Below are 17641 nucleotides of genomic sequence, written 5' to 3' on the forward strand. Positions count from 1 at the left end.
CTAGATTTCGTCCATGAAGGCTACGAGAAAATCGCGGAGCCTCTTGTCCCGTTCACCGGCCAATGCCCGACCGGCGTTCGTCTTGAAACCATCCGCCAGCTTGAAAAGCTTGGTCTGGAAATGGTCGATGGCGTAGCGACGATCGTCAAGCGGTCGATCGCTGCCGGAAGGATCGAATGGATCATATAGCGAGGAGGACATGCGGCCGGCAATGTAGAAGCATCGCGCGGCGCCCACCATGCCGATCGCATCGAGCCTGTCCGCATCCTGCAGGATCCTGGCCTCGAGGGTTTCCGGCTGAATGTTTGCCGAAAAGCTGTGCGTCACGATGGCATGGGAAACAGCTTCGATGTCGCCGGGGCTCCAGCCGAGGTCGGCCAGCACACCCGCGGCCTTTTCCGCGGCGAGGGCCGAAGCCTGGGCCCGAAGCGGTGAGCTTTTCTCCACGGCAACGCAATCATGCAGCAGGACGGCGGCGACAAGAATCTTTGCATCTCCGCCTTCGCTGGCTTGTATCCGCATTGCATTTTTGAAGACGCGCAGAATGTGCGCGAGGTCGTGGGAACCGTCATCGCCCTCGTGCGAATAAGGCACCAGCTGAGAGGCGAGCGTCTCGAACGGAGAGAAGGCTTTGGCGTCGAACATCATGGGCTCCGGAGTCGTGTCCTTCTCCTTAGAGCCCGGGACCGCGAGTCGCAATCAGGAGCGGGGCGCGGCGGTCTTTCCGAACGTCTGTTCGAGCAGATGGGGAACGTCTGCGGCGGGGCGTGGCGCGCTGATGTGGTATCCCTGAATCTCGTTGCAGGCTTCGCGCTCCAGAAGCGCCAGCTGTTCGGCGGTCTCGACGCCCTCGACCGTGACGCGCATTCCGAGCGCGCTGCCAAGCAGGATGATGGCGCGCATGATGGCAAACGCCTCTCGATTTTCGACGATGCCGGTGACGAACGACTTGTCGATCTTGATCTTGTCGAACGGAAAGCTGCTGAGATAGCTCAGCGACGAATAGCCGGTGCCGAAGTCGTCCATCGCGATCCGGATGCCGTACTGCTTGATGGCGTGCAGGATCGGCAGGGCCACAGCCCGGTTTTCCATGAGCACGCTCTCGGTAATCTCGACTTCCAGTCGCGCAGCCGGGAGTCCGGAGGTATCCAGCGCATCTCTGATATCACCGGGCAGATCGCTGTTGGTGAACTGGATCGGCGAGACGTTGACCGCCACCTTGATGTCTTCCGGCCACCGTGTCGCGTCGAGGCACGCGCGCTTCAGAACCCAGCGTCCGATATCGACGACGAGGCCGACTTCCTCTGCCAGTGGAATGAACTCCATGGGAGGCACGCGGCCCCGCGTCGGGTGATTCCAGCGGATCAGTGCCTCAAACCCGCAGATGCGTTGCGCAGTGAGATCGTAGAGCGGCTGGTAGTGAAGCTCGAACTCCTCGTTCTGGACTGCCTTTCGCAGGTCGCCTTCAAGCGCATGCCGTGCATTGAGCTTGGCCTCCATTTCCGCCGTGAAGAAGCGCTCTCCCTGCGGGCCATCAGCCTTGGCATGAGCGAGCGCAACGCCCGCGTGCTTCAGGAGAACGTCGGTATCCGTCCCGTCCTCGGGGCTGATCGCGACACCCATCGAGACGCTGAGCTCGACAGCCTTGTCCCCGCGGAAGAATGGTTCTGAGAGCTCGCGCCGGATCTGTTCGGCGAGCGCCGTGACGTTCCACGGCTGCTGGCGACCGCATTGGAGGATCGCAAACTCATCGGACCCCAGGCGAGCGAGCGTATTGGCGGCGCCGGCCGAAAGCCGGAGCCGCTCGGCGACCTGCCGGAGGATTTTGTCGCCGGCTGAAACGCCCATCGTGTTGTTGACGGATTTGAACCGGTCGAGATTGAGATGGACGAGAGCAATCTGTTCGTCCGGCTGCCGCGATGCGAGCGCGGCATCGATCTTCTCACGAAAACTGATGCGGTTGGGCAATCCGGTGAGCGGGTCATGATGGGCGAGATAAGCGATCCGCTCGGCTGCTTTCCGTTCGTCTGTGATATCGGCGTGGATCGAAATATTGCTGCCGTCGGACAGGATCGTCACGACGCTTTGGATGATACGCCCGTCATTCATCGTCCATTCGCGGCGACGAATACGCCCGCCGTCGGAGATGATGTCCCGGTGTTTGGCGCTCGCTTGCGCACCGGGTGTCTCTGCGCCTCGAATTCGTGCGATCAGAGAGCTGATCGGCGTTCCGGGGGCAGCTTCGTCTTCGCCGAAGCCGAACAGTTGCCTGAAACGTGGGTTGGCAACGATCAGCTTCTGTTCGGCGTCGAAGACGCTGAGACCAAGCGGAAGATTGGTCAGGACGACGTCAAAGAGCCGTCGTTGCTGGTCGAGGTCATTGTGGATGGAAAGAAGCGCGGCTTTCAGCGTGTCGTTGTTCAGAAGCGAGGAGTAACGCCAATCGTCCAGCTCGATGGGAGCGGCTGCGCCGAACTCCGCGAATGCCTCTGACGGCCTTGGATCGAAGTTCACCGCGGATTTCGCGGATGCGCTCTCAGGCATCTCGGCGAGCCTTCCGATGCAGTATGCGATCTCGACGCGGCGTGGCAGGCATGCAAGGAAAATCCTGAAACTTCCAAAACGACTGACTTAACATTCCATAGTAAAAGGCTGCGGAAGCAATAGACGGTGACACTCCCATGACGGAATTAACATTCGGTTGCATCGCCGCAAATATATCGCGTGGCTATATTTCGGGGTCGGTCGCGCTGTCGTGAAAAATCAATGAAAACAAAAGCATTCGACCTTGCCGGCGAGGGGTGCGGTGCAAAATGCAACAGTTTGTCAATGATGATTAATGAGCCGTTAACAACTTATTGACGTGCTGCGCAAATCAGTTTATCCGCCGTTCTGTAGTGATTTTTCTTTTTTCGTATTGCGTACAAACATCACCGGTTAGCCGGTGGACGGAGGTTTGTATGAGCCGTGTTTCATCAGTTGCCGATACGTCCTATGCGTATCTCGCAACTCTCTCGAGACTGGACACAAATGGCGACGGCATGTTGAGCCGTAGCGAGCGCGCGGCAGATGAGAAGCCCGGAATTCTAAAGCAGTTGAGCGAAAGCGATGTCTCGCAGGAAGTGTCGCCCAAGCTCTCCAATGGCGTCCTGTCTTTCATGATGGGGAGCCGGTCGGTTGGTAGCGTGGATTTCTTTTCGCAGGATACCGACGACACGACGAACAGTGTCTATCAGAATACCTACGGCCAGTACGATCTGGATATTGCATCCTGATTGGACGCGACCTGTTCGTTACCAAAGCCGGCCGATTGGCCGGCTTTTTCTTTGCAGCCTTCCCGGGAACGCGTTCGGCTCTCAAGCGTTTGAAGAGCAAAGGGGAAGGAGGGCGCTCACATGAAAATGCTATCCTGCATTGCTATCGCTGCCATCGCAGTGGCCGGTGTCGCGGCTGCCCAGGACCGACAGACCGCCATCGCAAATTTCGTCGGCAAGGACGGTAAGGAAGATGGGCGGGCATCGCTGACCGCAGCGGCAGGCGGTGGCGTCCTGATCGAGGTCGAAGTCTCGGGTCTTCCCGCGAACAAGTGGGTTGCCTTTCATGTGCACGAAACCGGCAAGTGCGATGCGGCGACACATCACGAATCCGCGGGCAAGCACTTCAATCCTGCTTCAGCCGAACATGGCCTGCTGGCCGCGAGCGGCCCTCATGCCGGTGACATGCCCAATCAGTATGTAGGACAGGATGGCGTGCTGAGGGCTCAGGTCTTCAATAGCATGGTCTCTCTCGACGGAAAGAAAGACGGGATCCGCGGGCGTGCCCTGATGATCCATGCCAATTCGGACGACTACCGCAGCCAGCCGGCCGGCGGCGCGGGGGAGAGGCTGTCATGCGGGGTGATAAAGTGACGACGGCTTAGGCGCGATCCGTCAACGGCAGGGTGAAGGGCGCGTTGCCGTTGGCATCCGCACCGCGTCCAATGGAGCGCACGGCTGCAACAAGCCTGCCGTTGCGCCCGAGGATGTCGTCAGCGAATTCAATCAATCGTGCGTTGGGGGTCGCATAGGGAGACACAGCCCGAAGCCGGCGGGCAAGCACCTCGTCGTCCTGATCCGGCTCCACCGCAAGTGCACTGATCAGCGCGGCTGCAGGCGATCGGGAAACGCCCATCCAGCAATGGATCAGCAGTGGCGCACCCTGATCCCAGCTCCGGGCGAAGTCGACGATCTTGCCAACATGAGTTTCATCGGGTGCCACGAGGTTACCCGTTCCCTTGAAGGCGATGTCGTTCATGTGGAGCAGCAGGTGACGTTCAGCCCGGATGACTGCGGGGCGGTGGAATGCCTGCTCCTTCGCCATCAGGCTGATCATCTCGCGAGAACGATGCCTTACGGCCATCTCGGCGATGCGAGCCAGCGGTGCCACGACGATCGTGGTCATGGCTTGCTGGTCCGCATGGCGTCGATTGCGTCGAACCGCTCGCAGAACAGACGCTGGGCCTCGGTCGCGGGCAGGGGGGTGATCAGCAGCATCTCCTTGGTAATGCCGCGCGGTTGACCGAAGAACTTCTGCCCTTCCGCCGCACTGAACCCGGCGAGCTCGGTCGCCTCGAAATAGGCAGCGATCGTGTCCGCTTTCTTTATCTTGTCTTTCAGCTCCCGCGACGCGTGCGGCGGAAGTCCGAAGCGCAGATGCACAGCCGCTTCCAGGCGCTTCTCGACCACCTTGTAGCCGCCGCCGACCACGGATTTGAAGGGCGAGATCATGTCTCCGATGACATATTCCGGAGCGTCGTGCAGCAAGGCCATCAGGCATTGGTCGGGCGTGGCTTCGCCCAGCTGCCGGAAAATATACTCAACGACGAGGCTGTGTTGCGCGACGGAGAATGCATGGTCTCCCGATGTCTGGCCGTTCCATCGGGCCACGCGCGCCAGACCGTGGGCGATATCGCCGACTTCGACGTCGAGCGGCGACGGGTCGAGCAGATCGAGCCGTCTCCCCGAAAGCATGCGCTGCCAGGCGCGCGGAACCTTTGCCGTCAAGCGCTGGCCTCATCCGTCGTCGAGGGGAAGACAAGACCGGACCAGGCGGGCAAGGCCAGCGTCACCGTCGTTTCGCTAGCAAGAAGCGGGGTGCCGAGCGCCATGGCTTCTCCAGCGCGATCGATACGAACGATGGCGAGACCAGTGTCACCGGCCACCGAGCCGAGCAAACCGACAGGCTTGCCCGCGGCCGTTATCTCAGTTCCGGCGGCTGGCAGATCGTGGCCGGTGACCGTGACGACCCGCCGCCGCGCCGTACCCCGATGCTGCATGCGCGACACGACTTCCTGGCCGACATAGCACCCCTTCTTGAAGGAAAGACCACCATTCAGATCCATCAGGACGTCATGCGGAAAGGCGTCCTGCAACGCGTAGTCCGCGCCAGAAACGGCAACGCCATTCGCTGCGCGCAGGGCGTCATAGGCGATCTGCTCGTCTTTTCCGTGCTCGCCAGGTTCCCTGAGGACGGTGATGCCGGCCTTGGCAAAGCGGCTGTCTTTCCAGCCTGCCTCGCGTTCCCCGTCCCAGGAAACCGTTACGCCGCTGCTTTCTGCGGAAAGGCTCACGGCTGCCCGCAGCTTGTACATGGTCAACCGCTTGATCAGAGCATCGCGCTGTGCGTCGTCGGTTTCGATGACAAAGTCGTCGCCATCCCGCCAGATCATGAAGTCGAACAGGATCTTCCCCTGCGGCGTCAGCAGCGCACCCGGGCGTGCTTCGTCAGCGCCTAGCGAAACGATATCTGTGGTAATCAAATTCTGCAGGAAAGACTGAGCTTCGACGCCGCTCACGCGAATGAGCGCGCGGTCTCTCAGGAATACGGCTGGCATGGTGTCACCTGTCGCGTTGTCATGGCTCAGAAGTATGTCTTTGACGACAGGATCGCAAGCATCAGTCGCCTGCGGTAAAATACTTCCATCTCCCGTCGGCGGTGATGCCGAGCCGGTAGAAATTGTAGCCGCCGAACTCCTGCATGTCGGAAAGGTCGCCTGCGGTAACGATCCGAAGCAGTTCCACCCTCTCAGGCGGGGTCAGCGTCTTGAGATCCTTTTGGGCGAAGTACGGCCATACATACATGTCTTCAGACGTGCCCTGGCCGACATGAACGAACCCGGTCGAGATGATGTCGAGCATGATCGCCAGAATCTCGTCGCCATCCGGGTCGCCGGACAGGTCCTTGAGCGCGCTGATCGGATCATCGGTCGGCTCGCCGACCGTCACCTGGGTCTGGCTTGCGCCTGTCCCGAGGAGAGGGCGCAGCCGCTCGAGATCACCCGACGCTGCCGCCTCGACAATCTGCTGGCGCATGCGGCGAACCGGTTCCGGAACCTTGCTGATGTCGTAGATAACTTCGACCGGCTTGGAATTGTCCTGTGAGCCGGGAGTGGTATCCGAACTCTGCCCGTTTGTCTTGTCGACGAGCGGGCTCGGCGCCGGGATGCCCGATGGGGACGCCGGCGAAGCAGCCGGCTTGTCGGTTCCGCCCTGAGCAGGCGTCGAATTGTCTGAAAGACCGGGAGTCTTGTGCAGTTCGGAGAGTGCGAACGCAGACGTTGCGGTCACGAAACTGCCGGTACCGACACTGATTGCAAGCAAAAGCGGCGCGATCGCGAGCCGCGAAGCATTGTCTCTATCGGTACGCATGAAACTCTCTGTAAAAATATTATTGCAGGGTGCGGTTGGGAGAAAATTCACCGGCCAGCATGCGCTCGCGCAACGAATCCAGCAGAGCTTCGGCACTATTCTCGCCATGAAGGCGAATGGTTTCGCGGATGGCATGGATGATTGCCGTATCAGCGATGATTTCAGGTTCAATGCCGTCGGCCATTCCGTCGGCCCAGGCTTCATTATGGTACTCCAAGGCCGCCTGAGTCTTCTCATGGACGATCATGTCGTCGATGTCATTGAGGCTTGGTTCCATTGTCTTTTCCTCAAACTGCATGCCTTACTGCCTAGTTAACAACTCTATCAGCCTTTTCCCAAAACGACACGTCCGAGACTGAAAAGAGGTTAATTAAATGTCAATTTCCGAAGCGCGAAGTAATTTCTGTGGTGAGTGTTGCACCTTCGTTACGGTAGCGCTCTTCTGCCACGATGGCCGCCCGTGTGCAATCCGTATAAACAGAGGCAAAGGCGCGATAGCCTCGATTGAATGCGGCCGTGAGCTTCTCTTTCCGCTGAGGCTCGTCTTTCGCTTCCGAATCAAGAAGTTGCTGCATGTCCCTACGCCATTCATCGCTGTTTTCGGCTTTGCACAACGTTCGCAGATAATGCACTGAACCCAGCACCTCGGCGAGGCGCGCGAGCTTGTCGTCATAAGGAGCAGGCACCGATTTCGGCGCAGCTTCCTCCGGAGTTGCCGGCGTTGTTTGACCCTGGGACATCGCGCAAACGGGCATGGCCGCACCGGCGCAGACAACAACACACATCAACACGCGACGCAGGGGAATCATGAGCTTTAGTTGATACGCAGGAGATGGCCGGAACAAGGCACGCAACCGGATTTCCACCGCTTATTCACCTTCCTCGGACAATCGCTCGGCGCACTCCAGCACGCTCTGCGGCGTCGGCAGTCCGCGAATTTCATCGAGGGTAAACCAGCCGATTTCCGCCGCATCGTCCGCGGCCACCGCGACCGCGTGGTGGTCCGCTTCAACGCGGAAGACCGAGAGGAAAAAGTGGCTGCTGAGCCTTCCATCGGGCGCATGTGTCTTCAGGTCATAGGTCGCAAAGAGCCGGGGATTGTGGGCCCGGATACCGGTTTCCTCCTCGAATTCGCGCAGGGCCGTGTCCGCCGGCGTTTCGCCTGCCTCGGCGCGTCCGCCCGGAAAAGCGTACATGTCCGCCGATGGCGGGTTGCGTCGGAGCACCAGCAGAAATCTTCCGTCGCGTTGCAGAATGCCCGAAGAGGCTGCCTTTGGAAGAGAAGTCATGATGGATGCCGATTTATGATTGCCGGTTGTTGGCCGTGCTCGCTTACGCTCTTGTTCATCCCGTAACGGCCAAGCGATTCGAGGGAGCCTTCGTGACTTATATCATCTATGCTGCGGCGGCTCTGTTCGAGATTGCGGGTTGTTTCGCCTTCTGGGCTTGGCTGCGAATGGGCAAGTCAGTGTGGTGGCTCGCTCCCGGCATGGTGTCGCTTGCGCTTTTTGCGTGGCTGCTGACGCTCGTCCCCAGCGAGGCGGCGGGACGCACTTTTGCGGCCTACGGCGGCATCTACATCGTCGCCTCGCTGATCTGGCTCTGGTCGGTTGAAAACCGCGTGCCGGACAGATGGGATATTGGCGGCGCGTTGATCTGCCTTTGCGGTACCGCGGTCATCCTCTTTGCGCCAAGGGCCTGACGAAGCCTTGACCGGATGGAAAGCCGGTGCAAAGAAACCTTATGTGTGGACGCTTTGCGCTGAACGTATCGCCGGAAGAGCTCGCGGAAGTTCTGGGACTTTTGGACCTGGAGGATTTCCCCGCGCGCTTCAACATCGCGCCGACGCAGCCGATTCTGGTCGTCGTCTCGGGCGAACCGTCGGAGCCGGGGAGCAATCGCCCGGACCGCCGCGCCGTGCTGGTGCGCTGGGGCTTTACCCCCGGTTGGGTGAAGGATCCCGCGCAGTTTCCACTGCTGATCAACGCGCGCGCGGAGACCGCGATCGGCAAGGCGTCGTTCCGCGCGGCGATGCGGCATCGGCGGGTGCTCGTTCCAGCTTCCGGTTTTTACGAATGGCACCGGCCCTCCAAGCAGACCGGCGAGAAATCCCAGCCCTATTGGATCAAGCCGCGCCACGGCGGGATCGTTGCCTTTGCCGGCCTGATGGAAACATGGTCTTCGGCCGACGGGTCGGAGGTCGATACCGGCGCGATCCTGACGACGGCTGCCAATGCGACCATCGCGCCGATTCACGACCGCGTGCCTGTTGTCATCAAGCCGGAGGATTTTTCCCGCTGGCTTGACTGCAAGACACAGGAACCGCGCGATGTCGCGGATCTGATGCGCCCTGTTGAAGACGATTTCTTCGAGGCGGTGCCGGTATCAGACAAGGTCAACAAGGTGGCCAACATGGGCGCGGATCTTCAGACGCCGGTGACACTCGATAAGTCACCGTCGCCGGCAGGGAAGAAAACGCCGGACGACGGCCAGCTCAGCTTCTTCTGATTCTCTATCTTCGCCTCTTCACATCCCGGAAAATTTCATGCCTCCCATCTCGGCCGCGCTGTCCGGCTTCTTCCTCGGTGCTTCACTCATCATCGCAATCGGCGCACAGAATGCCTTCATTCTGCGCCAGGGCCTGTTGCGCTCGCATGTCTTCGTGCTCTGCCTGATCTGCGCGCTGTCGGATGCTGTCCTGATCGCCGCTGGCGTCGCTGGCCTCGGGACGCTGGTTTCGCGATCGCCGATCCTGCTGTCGGTCGCGAGCCTTGGCGGCATGCTGTTTCTCGGAGCCTATGCCGTTCTGGCGTTTCGCCGGGCGCTTCATCCCGGCGCGTTGCAGACCGGAACGCCCAAGGCGGTCGGACTGAAGGCTGCGGTGGCGACATGCCTGGCGTTCACATTCCTGAACCCGCACGTCTATCTCGACACGGTCGTTCTCGTCGGCAGCCTGTCTGCCGGCTACGAGGGTGTCGGTCGCCTGGCGTTCGGCGCGGGCGCCGCCTTGGCGTCATTCATCTGGTTTTTTGGATTGGGCTACGGTGCGCGGCTGCTGCAACCGGTTTTTGCGAAACCCGCCGCGTGGCGGGTTCTCGATGTCTTCATCGGCATCGTCATGGCGTTGCTCGCAACCAGCCTGGGCGCGCGCCTCGTGACAGGCTGATCAGGCGATCTTCTTCACCAGCGTCGGCTTGCTCTTCAACATGAGTGCTGCGGCAAGAACGGCCTTGAGGCCGAGCGGGCGGTAGTTTGCGCTGAGGTCGGTCTTTGCCGGCTGTTCGACGCTTGTCTTCTTCGGGGTCACAATACTCTCCTCGCGTGCTGTCCCTAGACTCTTATAATTATTGCTCTTTTGTCTGTAATAACGACAAAATGGAGGCAAGGCTCATCAGGAATTATGTCTGTAAACCATAATTCGCGATCCTTGAGCCAAGCCTTCGCTCGCTAGGAATGGGAGATTTAGATGTGGCGTCCGATGTCGTCTTCGCCGACGCCGGGCTCTTCGATCGTCAGCGTCCCGTACTTGCGTTTCCACTTGCGGGCACCGAAGGGCAGGGTCAACAGGTAGACGACCGCAGTCACGACCATCACCTCCCAGGTGAAGCTCGAAAGCAACGCAACGTAGAGGACGACGCCGAGCATCATCGGCAGCACGAGATCGCGCCGCAGTCGCGTGCCCTCTGATTTTCCCGACCAGACGGGAAGGCGGCTGATGAGAAGGAAGGCGATCAGTACCGTGTAGGCCGCCGAAAGGTAGCCGAAGGTCTTGTCGGTAGTGAAGCCGAGGAAGCCGAGATAGACCGGCAGCAGCACAAGCATGGCACCGGCAGGGGCGGGCACGCCGACAAAATATTCCGATTGCCACGAGGCCTTGTTCTCGCGCTCGGACATGACATTGAAGCGAGCGAGCCGGAGCCCGGCCGCGATCGCGTAAATCAGCGCTGCGATCCAGCCGATCGAGCGAGCCTGATCCAGGGCGAAGACATAGACGACAAGTGCCGGTGCCACGCCGAAGTTCACGATATCGGCAAGCGAATCCATTTGCGCGCCGAATTTCGACGTTGCCTTCATCAGCCGTGCGACACGACCATCAATTCCGTCGAGAAACGCAGCCAGGAGCACCATGCCGACTGCGAGCTCATAGCGGTTCTCGAATGCGAGACGGATACCAGTCAGCCCGGCGCAGATCGCCAGGATGGTGATGAGATTGGGAACGACCAGCCGAAGCGGGATCTCGCGGAGGCGGGGACCACGCGCCGAATCATCAGGCGGACCATTCGGCTCGAAGGGCGGGAAGGGCGTTTCCATGTCGCGCTCCAATCGTTACTAGCTGCGACGGCTGACAACTGGTCCTTTGGCAGATCCGAATTCAGCCAGGACTGTCTCGCCGGCAATCGCCGTCTGGCCGAGGGAGACCCGCGGTGCAGCACCTGCCGGAAGGAACACGTCGAGGCGCGAACCGAAACGGATCAGACCGAAGCGTTCGCCGGCGTCCAGCGGCTCGTTCGCATTCGACCAGCAGAGGATGCGGCGCGCGACGAGACCTGCGATCTGCACGACGCCGATCTGGCCGTGCGCGGTCTCGATCACGAGACCATTGCGCTCGTTGTCTTCGCTCGCCTTGTCCAGTTCCGCGTTGACGAAACTGCCGGAACGATAGTTGACGCTGACGATGCGGCCGCGCATCGGCGCGCGGTTCACATGGCAGTTGAAGACATTCATGAAGACCGAGATGCGCAGCATCGGCTCGGAGCCGAGATTGAGCTCCGCCGGCGGCACGACCATCTGAACGGAAGAAACCTTTCCGTCTGCCGGCGATATCACCAGGTCGTCGTCCTGCGGCGTCATGCGCTCCGGATCACGGAAGAAATAGGCGCACCACAAGGTCAGGATCAGGCCGATCCAGAACAGAGGCTTGAACAGCCAGCCAAGGATCAGGGAGGCGACGAAGAAGGCGGCGATGAAGGGATAGCCTTCCTTGTGCACCGGAACGATCGTGTTGCGAACCGTATTGAACAAGCTCATGTATGCCGCTCTCCTAGCGTTTTCGTATCCGCTGGTTACAGCGAAACCTTGGCGGGGGCAATGCTGACGCCCCCTCATGCACATCTATGGCAGGGTTCTGAACAGCAAAACGCCCGGGACCACTGGCGGTTCGCCTCAGGTAGCCGGCGCCAATCTGTTCACGACGCCCATATCGTCGCTCTCGCGCACCTGCTTCAGATGTTCCTCTGCCTGCGTTGCTTCGCGCTGGCGGCTCCACATCGAAGCGTAGAGGCCATTTTTCAGCAGCAGTTCCGAGTGTGTCCCGCGTTCGGCGATTTCGCCGCTCTTCAGAACGATGATCTCGTCGGCACCGATGACGGTGGACAGGCGGTGGGCGATGACGAGCGTGGTGCGATTCTTCGAAACGACATCCAGCGCGGTCTGGATCTCGCGCTCCGTCGTCGTGTCGAGTGCCGAGGTCGCTTCGTCGAGGATCAAGATCGGCGGTGCTTTCAATATGGTGCGGGCAATTGCGACGCGCTGCTTCTCACCACCGGAGAGCTTCAGCCCGCGCTCGCCGACCTTGGTGTTGAAACCTTCCGGCAGAAGCTCGATGAAGTGTGCGATCTGCGCGATTTCGGCTGCTGTCTTGACCTCCGCATCGCCGGCGGCCGGCCTGCCGTAGCGGATGTTGTAGGCGACGGTGTCGTTGAATAGCACGGTGTCCTGCGGAACCATCCCGATGGCGGTTCTCAGGCTCTTCTGCGTGACGTTGCGGATGTCTTGTCCGTCGACCGTAATCGAGCCGCTTTGGATGTCGTAGAAACGATAAAGCAGGCGCGACAGCGTCGATTTGCCGGCGCCGGACGGGCCAACGACGGCCACGGTCTTGCCGGCCGGAACGTCGAACGAAATGCCCTTGAGAATGGGCCGCGCGGCGTCATAGGCGAAATGCACGTCCCGAAACGAGATGGCGCCATGGCCGATGTCGAGAGGAACAGCGTCCGGCGCGTCCTTGACCTCGGCCTGTACCTCGAGCAGGTCAAACATCTGTTCGATGTCGGTCAGGCCCTGGCGGATTTCGCGGTAGACGAAGCCGATGAAGTTCAACGGGACGGAGAGCTGCAGCAGCATGGCGTTGACGAAGACGAAATCGCCCACGGTCTGCTCGCCGCGCTGAACGGCGAGCGCCGACAGGATCAGCATCACGGTCGTTCCGAGGCCGAAGATGACGCCCTGGCCGAAGTTCAGCCAGCCCAGCGAGGTCCAGACACTGGTCGCTGCCTTCTCGTAGTGAGCCATCGACGCATCGAAGCGCTTGGCCTCCATCTCCTCGTTGCCGAAGTACTTCACGGTTTCGAAATTGAGGAGCGAGTCGATCGCCTTGGTATTGGCGTCGGTGTCGCTGTCATTCATCGCCTTGCGAATGGAGATGCGCCAATCGCTGGCGCGGATAGTGAACCAGATATAGGCCCAGACCGTGAAGGCGGTGACGGCAAGATAGGAGAAGCCGTAGCCCCACCAGAAGATCACGGCTGTCAGCAGGAACTCGATCAGCGTCGGAACCGAGTTCAGGATCGTGAATCGCACGATCGTCTCGATACCCTTCGTGCCACGTTCGATGATGCGGGAGAGGCCGCCGGTCTTGCGCTCCAGATGGAAGCGCAGCGACAGTTCGTGCATGTGCACGAAGGTCTTGTAGGCGAGCTGGCGCACGGCATGCTGGCCAACGCTGGCAAACAATGCGTCGCGCAGCTGGTTGAGACCAAGCTGGATGAGGCGGGTAAGATTGTAAGCGATCACCAGCGCGACCGCTCCAACCAGCAGATCGGGCAACTTGCCGGCCAGATCCATCTTGCCGTTCAACGCATCGGTCGACCACTTGAAGAAATAGGGGACCAGCAGCAGGACGAACTTCGAAACGAGCAGGAATACCGAAGCCCAAACCACGCGCATCTTCAGATCGGAGCGACCCGATGGCCACATGTAGGGCCAGAGATTGAAGAGCGTCTGCAGCAGATTGGATTCTGAAACTGTCTTGCCGTTAGCCATGTGTGTCTCCGGCCCGCAAGGGGCTCTGGCCGTGTCGCGATGTCGGCAAATGGGCAGAGCGGCGCTTGGAGCTGAAGCTTGGCCGTACATGATCGCCGTCACCGCCAAATGGGGTGTTGGCCGGACCATTACAACATGTTGGCCTGACAGGAAAAGAGCGGCCGGGTGTCATAATCACCCGGCCGCCTGTTTATCGTCGCTTAGAGATGTTCGCCCGAGAGCCGCTTGCGATGCAGCTCTTCGGCATTCGGCAGGGCGTCCTTCGGCAAGCCGAAGATCTGGCCAGGCAGAATGCGGTCCGGATTGCTGATCTTGTCTTCGTTGGCGACATAGATCGTCGTGTAGCGAACGCCAAGACCATAGACGCGGCGCGAGATCTGCCAAAGCGTATCGCCCCGGCGGATGATCACTGTTTCCTTGCTTTCCTGCAGCGGGGCCTGCTCGATCGTTGCCGGCTGGCCGTCGTTGCTGACGATTTCGTTCGTCGTCGGAGCAGCCGGAGCTGCGGCCGGAGGCGCCAGGTTGGCAATCAATGTACCAAGCTGCCCCAGCGCATCGCCAACGGATTTCGCATCCTTCGGCAGTGCCTGCAGCGTCTTCAACGCTTCGTTCGCTGCGGCCGCAGCCGAGTTGGCCTGCTGCTTGACGTCGGCAGTCGCATCGGCGGCTGGGCGGAACTCGATGATGGCGCGTAAAGCGAACTCGTTGGCCGAGCGAGCTGCTGCCAGCTGTTCTGTCTCCGGCAGCTTGCCATCCGCAAACAGTCCGCTGAGCAACGCGAATGCCTTGGTGGCATCGTTCTTCAGCTTGCCGAGCGCACCTTCGTCGAGCGTGACCATCGATGCGGTGCCGTTGCTGTTTGCACCGCCCTGTGCTGCGACAGTGACCTGGTTTCCTTCCGGACGATTGAAGTTGACCGAGGCGCGAACCGCGACCTTACCAGCGTCGTCGAGCGCATCGGCCCGGATCTTGTGGTCGCCGACAGCGAGAGGCATGACGCCATCGATGACGAAATGACCATCCGGTCCCGTCTTCGCCCTGCCGATCAGCTTGTCGTCCGCATAGGCAGCCACGTTGGTGTTGGGCTTTGCCGTGCCGGCAACAAAGATCTTGTCGCCTTCGATCTCGACGGCGTTGACCATGATATCGGCCGTTGCCGGTGCGGCGGCAGCCGGCGCGCTGGCAACGTCGGACGTAGCTGCAGCGGGAGCGGTTGGTGCAGTCGCAGTCTGGTTTGCCGTCGCATCAGCGGCGGGGGCGGTGGCGGAAGCCGGGGCTCCAGCCGTCGGCGCCGTGATGATGCGGCTTGCCGTACCCGGCTTGGAAACCATCGCCAGCAATTCCGAAGTCTTGCCGTCCGTCGGTACGGAAACGGTCGCGACTTCCTCGGAGGTCGTGCTCTTTCCGTCCTTGCCGGTCGTGCGGAGCACGATCTGGTGGTCGCCAGCCGCCAGCGGATTGTCGAGGACCGCAGCGAAGTCGCCGCTCGGGCCGACATCGGTTGTCGTGACGACCTTGTCGCCGTCCAGGATCTCAAGCTTGCTGTTCGGTTCGCCGGATCCTGCAATGACCGTCGAGCCGTCGGGCTCGACACGCAGCACGTCAAACGTCGGAAGCTTCGGGCCGGCGTTCTCCGTAGCCGGTGCCGGCGTAGCCTGCGGCTGTCCTTCGGCGGTCGCTGCCGCTTCCGGAGCGCCCGTCAGAGCAGCCTCGGCCTTGGCGATCGCCGCAGCCGCATCCGCGATGTTTTCAGGCAGCGCCTGCACGATGGCAAGCGCCTTTGTCGCTCCGTCCTTGGCCTTCTGGACTGCCGCGCCGGTTACCGGGTTCGTCCCTTCGGGAGCCGCAAAATCCACAAGAGCCTGCAGCGATGTCGTTGCCTTGGATTTCGCCGCGCCAAAAACCTCTTCGGTCGGCCCCTTGCCATCTGCAAAGAGCGCCTTAAGTTCGGTGAGTGCCTGTCCGGCTGCAGCGGTCAGCGTCCCAAGCTTTTGCGTCGTGGCGGCATCGTCTGGCGTCGCGGGGCGAGACGTCTTGGCCGCTTCGGTAACAGTATTCTTGACCTCGGAGCTAGCCTGGTTGATTGCGTCGCCAACTTTCGCCGCATCCCCGCCAATGCGGGGCATGACGAAAAAGACCATCAACAGAATTGCGATTACAAGCACTGCAAGGGCCAGCAAGCCGGCACGGTTTTTCATCATTCAGGTCTCCCAGGCGGCGAGTATGCCGGACTTCCTAAAATTGCTAGCGATTCCCGCTGCTTTGCACAAGCAGTCAAAGTAGCCCGACAAATGTAAGACACGGCTTTTCTGTCATTTTTCTTGACGAGAGGCAGAGAGAATAGTTGTTTGCCCCTATGACAGATCAATCTCATTCCATTCGCTCCATCTGTGTTTACTGCGGTTCACGTCCCGGCGGTGACCCGCGCCACATGGCTGCCGGCCGTGCGCTGGGCAAGGAGATCGCAGATTACGGCCTGCGACTCATCTACGGTGGAGGCACCAAAGGCATCATGGGGGCGGTCGCGAGCGGTGTGCTTTCGAACGGTGGTCAGGTCACCGGCATCATCCCGGAATTCCTGATCGACATGGAAGCGACGCGCCACTCCCTGGGCCAACTCAACGAGCTTATTGTAACCCCTGACATGCACACCCGCAAACATGCGATGTTCGAGCGTTCGGATGCGTTCGTGGCACTCCCGGGCGGGATCGGCACGCTTGAGGAGATCATCGAGATCATGACCTGGGCCCAGCTCGGGCGCCATGAGAAGCCGATGGTGTTCGCAAATGTCGGTGGGTTCTGGGATCCGATGATGGAGCTACTGCGCCATATGACTGACGAAGGTTTCGTGCACACGGCGCACCGCGTTCAGCCGCTGGTGATCGACGACGTGTCTGAGATCGTGCCGGCGATCATGGGGCGGGCGGCAGACCTTGCGTCGGCCGACCGTGACGGCGAAGAAGCCGTCATTTCGAAGATGTAAGACCGCGCGCTATTGCGCGCGGCTTCCTCGTAGCATCGACCATGTGTAGAGAAAAAGCCCCGCCCAGATGAGCGGGAAGGCGATCATGCGCGCGGTCCCAAGCTCTTCCTTGAAGACGAAGACAGCGATCAGGAAGATCATCGTCGGCGCGATGTACTGCATGATGCCGATCGTCGATAGCTTGAGCAGCTTCGCACCGTTGGCATAGATCATCAGCGGCACCGCGGTAATGAGACCACAGCCGAGCAGGAGCGCGGTATCGGCCCAGCCCGTGCGATAGAGGTGCCCGCTGCCGCCAATCTCGAGATAGAGAACGTAGAACAGGGCGGGGACGCTGAGGATCAGCACCTCAAGGAAGAAACCCTGGTTCGGACCAAGCGGCAGCGTCTTGCGGAAGAGGGCATAGAGACCCCAGGAGACGGTCAGCGTAATGGAAATCCATGGAACGCCGCCGCTGTCGAGCGCCAGTACGACGACTGCGAGCGCGGCGAGCGCAATTGCGGCGATTTGCAGGGGGCGAAGCCGTTCCTTCAGCACGACCGCGCCAAGAAAAATGCTGAAGAGCGGGTTGATGAAATAGCCGAGCGCCGCATCGAGCGAATGACCGGCGCCAATCGCCCAGACGTAAGTGCCCCAGTTGATCGTGATCAGCGCGGCCGTCAGCGATGCCATCGCGAGCATCCGCGGCGAGCGCAGCGCCAACCGGATATCCTGTGTCCGACCGAGAACGATCAACACCAGCCCGGCAATGGGAAGCGACCAGAGGATGCGGTGTGCGATCACCTCGGCCGGCGAAATATGGGCAACCGCCTTCATGTAGATGGGGAGAAAGCCCCATAACAGGTATGCCACGAGCGCGAATGCAAAGCCGCGTGGACTATCTTCATTCTTGATAACAGGAGCGCTTGCATCGACCGACATCGAGTGTTTC

Annotated in this window: 21 protein-coding genes; 6 read left to right on the plus strand and 15 right to left on the minus strand. The window is 60.5% G+C overall.

Going from position 1 to position 17641, the window contains the following annotated elements; translation table 11 throughout:
- Together A6U87_RS04520 and A6U87_RS04525 are read right to left on the minus strand one after the other, a co-directional pair.
- Positions 1 to 645 carry an HD domain-containing protein gene (locus A6U87_RS04520; protein WP_065690275.1) on the minus strand — a complete coding sequence of 215 codons (645 nt, stop codon included), beginning with the start codon at positions 643 to 645 and terminating at the stop codon, positions 1 to 3.
- A 54-nt stretch (positions 646 to 699) separates the two neighbouring features.
- A complete protein-coding gene (locus A6U87_RS04525) occupies positions 700 to 2544 on the minus strand; it encodes a bifunctional diguanylate cyclase/phosphodiesterase (RefSeq protein ID WP_083199264.1) in 1845 nt (614 codons plus the stop codon).
- Between the two features lie 416 nt (positions 2545 to 2960).
- Between A6U87_RS04525 and A6U87_RS04530 the strand changes: the two genes are divergently transcribed.
- Both A6U87_RS04530 and A6U87_RS04535 read left to right on the plus strand, forming a co-directional pair.
- On the plus strand, positions 2961 to 3275 hold the full coding sequence (locus tag A6U87_RS04530) for a hypothetical protein (RefSeq protein WP_065689993.1): 315 nt from the start codon (positions 2961 to 2963) through the stop codon (positions 3273 to 3275).
- Between the two features lie 120 nt (positions 3276 to 3395).
- Entirely contained in the window at positions 3396 to 3908 is a 513-nt protein-coding gene (locus tag A6U87_RS04535; protein ID WP_065689994.1) for a superoxide dismutase family protein, read from the plus strand.
- Positions 3909 to 3915: 7 nt separating this feature from the next.
- Here the strand turns inward: A6U87_RS04535 and A6U87_RS04540 are convergent, their stop codons facing one another.
- The 7 genes from A6U87_RS04540 to A6U87_RS04570 all read right to left on the minus strand — a co-directional run bounded on the left by A6U87_RS04540 (position 3916) and on the right by A6U87_RS04570 (position 7975).
- A complete protein-coding gene (locus tag A6U87_RS04540; RefSeq protein ID WP_065689995.1) occupies positions 3916 to 4440 on the minus strand; it encodes a tyrosine phosphatase family protein in 525 nt (174 codons plus the stop codon).
- Positions 4437 to 5009 carry a YfbR-like 5'-deoxynucleotidase gene (locus tag A6U87_RS04545; RefSeq protein WP_198928670.1) on the minus strand — a complete coding sequence of 191 codons (573 nt, stop codon included), beginning with the start codon at positions 5007 to 5009 and terminating at the stop codon, positions 4437 to 4439. Before A6U87_RS04545 ends, A6U87_RS04540 begins: the two co-directional genes overlap by 4 nt.
- A gap of 29 nt (positions 5010 to 5038) precedes the next feature.
- Positions 5039 to 5872 (minus strand): folate-binding protein YgfZ, encoded by an 834-nt coding sequence (locus A6U87_RS04550; protein ID WP_065689997.1) that lies wholly within the window; start codon positions 5870 to 5872, stop codon positions 5039 to 5041.
- 61 nt (positions 5873 to 5933) lie between these two features.
- A complete protein-coding gene (locus A6U87_RS04555; protein ID WP_065689998.1) occupies positions 5934 to 6686 on the minus strand; it encodes a hypothetical protein in 753 nt (250 codons plus the stop codon).
- 19 nt (positions 6687 to 6705) lie between these two features.
- Entirely contained in the window at positions 6706 to 6963 is a 258-nt protein-coding gene (locus A6U87_RS04560; protein WP_065690277.1) for a hypothetical protein, read from the minus strand.
- Positions 6964 to 7063: 100 nt separating this feature from the next.
- A complete protein-coding gene (locus tag A6U87_RS04565) occupies positions 7064 to 7495 on the minus strand; it encodes a TIGR02301 family protein (RefSeq protein ID WP_065689999.1) in 432 nt (143 codons plus the stop codon).
- Positions 7496 to 7555: 60 nt separating this feature from the next.
- Positions 7556 to 7975, minus strand: coding sequence for an NUDIX hydrolase (locus A6U87_RS04570; RefSeq protein WP_065690000.1), 420 nt, complete (start codon positions 7973 to 7975; stop codon positions 7556 to 7558).
- 92 nt (positions 7976 to 8067) lie between these two features.
- Between A6U87_RS04570 and A6U87_RS04575 the strand changes: the two genes are divergently transcribed.
- From A6U87_RS04575 to A6U87_RS04585, 3 genes are read left to right on the plus strand one after another with little or no spacing between them, the layout of a single operon-like run.
- Complete coding sequence (locus A6U87_RS04575) at positions 8068 to 8388, plus strand: YnfA family protein (RefSeq protein ID WP_065690278.1); 321 nt, start codon at positions 8068 to 8070, stop codon at positions 8386 to 8388.
- Between the two features lie 41 nt (positions 8389 to 8429).
- Entirely contained in the window at positions 8430 to 9194 is a 765-nt protein-coding gene (locus A6U87_RS04580; RefSeq protein WP_065690001.1) for an SOS response-associated peptidase, read from the plus strand.
- 37 nt (positions 9195 to 9231) lie between these two features.
- On the plus strand, positions 9232 to 9852 hold the full coding sequence (locus A6U87_RS04585; RefSeq protein ID WP_065690002.1) for a LysE/ArgO family amino acid transporter: 621 nt from the start codon (positions 9232 to 9234) through the stop codon (positions 9850 to 9852).
- Here the strand turns inward: A6U87_RS04585 and A6U87_RS30055 are convergent, their stop codons facing one another.
- The 5 genes from A6U87_RS30055 to A6U87_RS04605 all read right to left on the minus strand — a co-directional run bounded on the left by A6U87_RS30055 (position 9853) and on the right by A6U87_RS04605 (position 15928).
- A complete protein-coding gene (locus A6U87_RS30055; protein WP_198928660.1) occupies positions 9853 to 9993 on the minus strand; it encodes a hypothetical protein in 141 nt (46 codons plus the stop codon).
- A 155-nt stretch (positions 9994 to 10148) separates the two neighbouring features.
- Positions 10149 to 10997, minus strand: a complete 849-nt coding sequence (pssA, locus tag A6U87_RS04590) for a CDP-diacylglycerol--serine O-phosphatidyltransferase (protein WP_065690003.1) — start codon at positions 10995 to 10997, stop codon at positions 10149 to 10151.
- 18 nt (positions 10998 to 11015) lie between these two features.
- The gene (locus tag A6U87_RS04595) at positions 11016 to 11798 is read right to left on the minus strand and encodes a phosphatidylserine decarboxylase (protein ID WP_342587878.1); all 783 of its coding nucleotides are present in this window, start codon (positions 11796 to 11798) and stop codon (positions 11016 to 11018) included.
- 51 nt (positions 11799 to 11849) lie between these two features.
- On the minus strand, positions 11850 to 13727 hold the full coding sequence (locus A6U87_RS04600) for an ABC transporter ATP-binding protein/permease (protein WP_065690005.1): 1878 nt from the start codon (positions 13725 to 13727) through the stop codon (positions 11850 to 11852).
- A 200-nt stretch (positions 13728 to 13927) separates the two neighbouring features.
- Positions 13928 to 15928 (minus strand): LysM peptidoglycan-binding domain-containing protein, encoded by a 2001-nt coding sequence (locus tag A6U87_RS04605; RefSeq protein WP_065690006.1) that lies wholly within the window; start codon positions 15926 to 15928, stop codon positions 13928 to 13930.
- A gap of 155 nt (positions 15929 to 16083) precedes the next feature.
- Between A6U87_RS04605 and A6U87_RS04610 the strand changes: the two genes are divergently transcribed.
- Entirely contained in the window at positions 16084 to 16710 is a 627-nt protein-coding gene (locus A6U87_RS04610; protein WP_083199265.1) for a TIGR00730 family Rossman fold protein, read from the plus strand.
- Positions 16711 to 16719: 9 nt separating this feature from the next.
- Here A6U87_RS04610 and rarD read toward each other — a convergent pair whose 3' ends face one another.
- Positions 16720 to 17631, minus strand: coding sequence for an EamA family transporter RarD (gene rarD / locus A6U87_RS04615; protein WP_065690008.1), 912 nt, complete (start codon positions 17629 to 17631; stop codon positions 16720 to 16722).
- Between the last annotated feature and the right edge of the window lie 10 nt (positions 17632 to 17641).

This window comes from Rhizobium sp. AC44/96 (assembly GCF_001692185.1).
Taxonomy (GTDB): domain Bacteria; phylum Pseudomonadota; class Alphaproteobacteria; order Rhizobiales; family Rhizobiaceae; genus Rhizobium.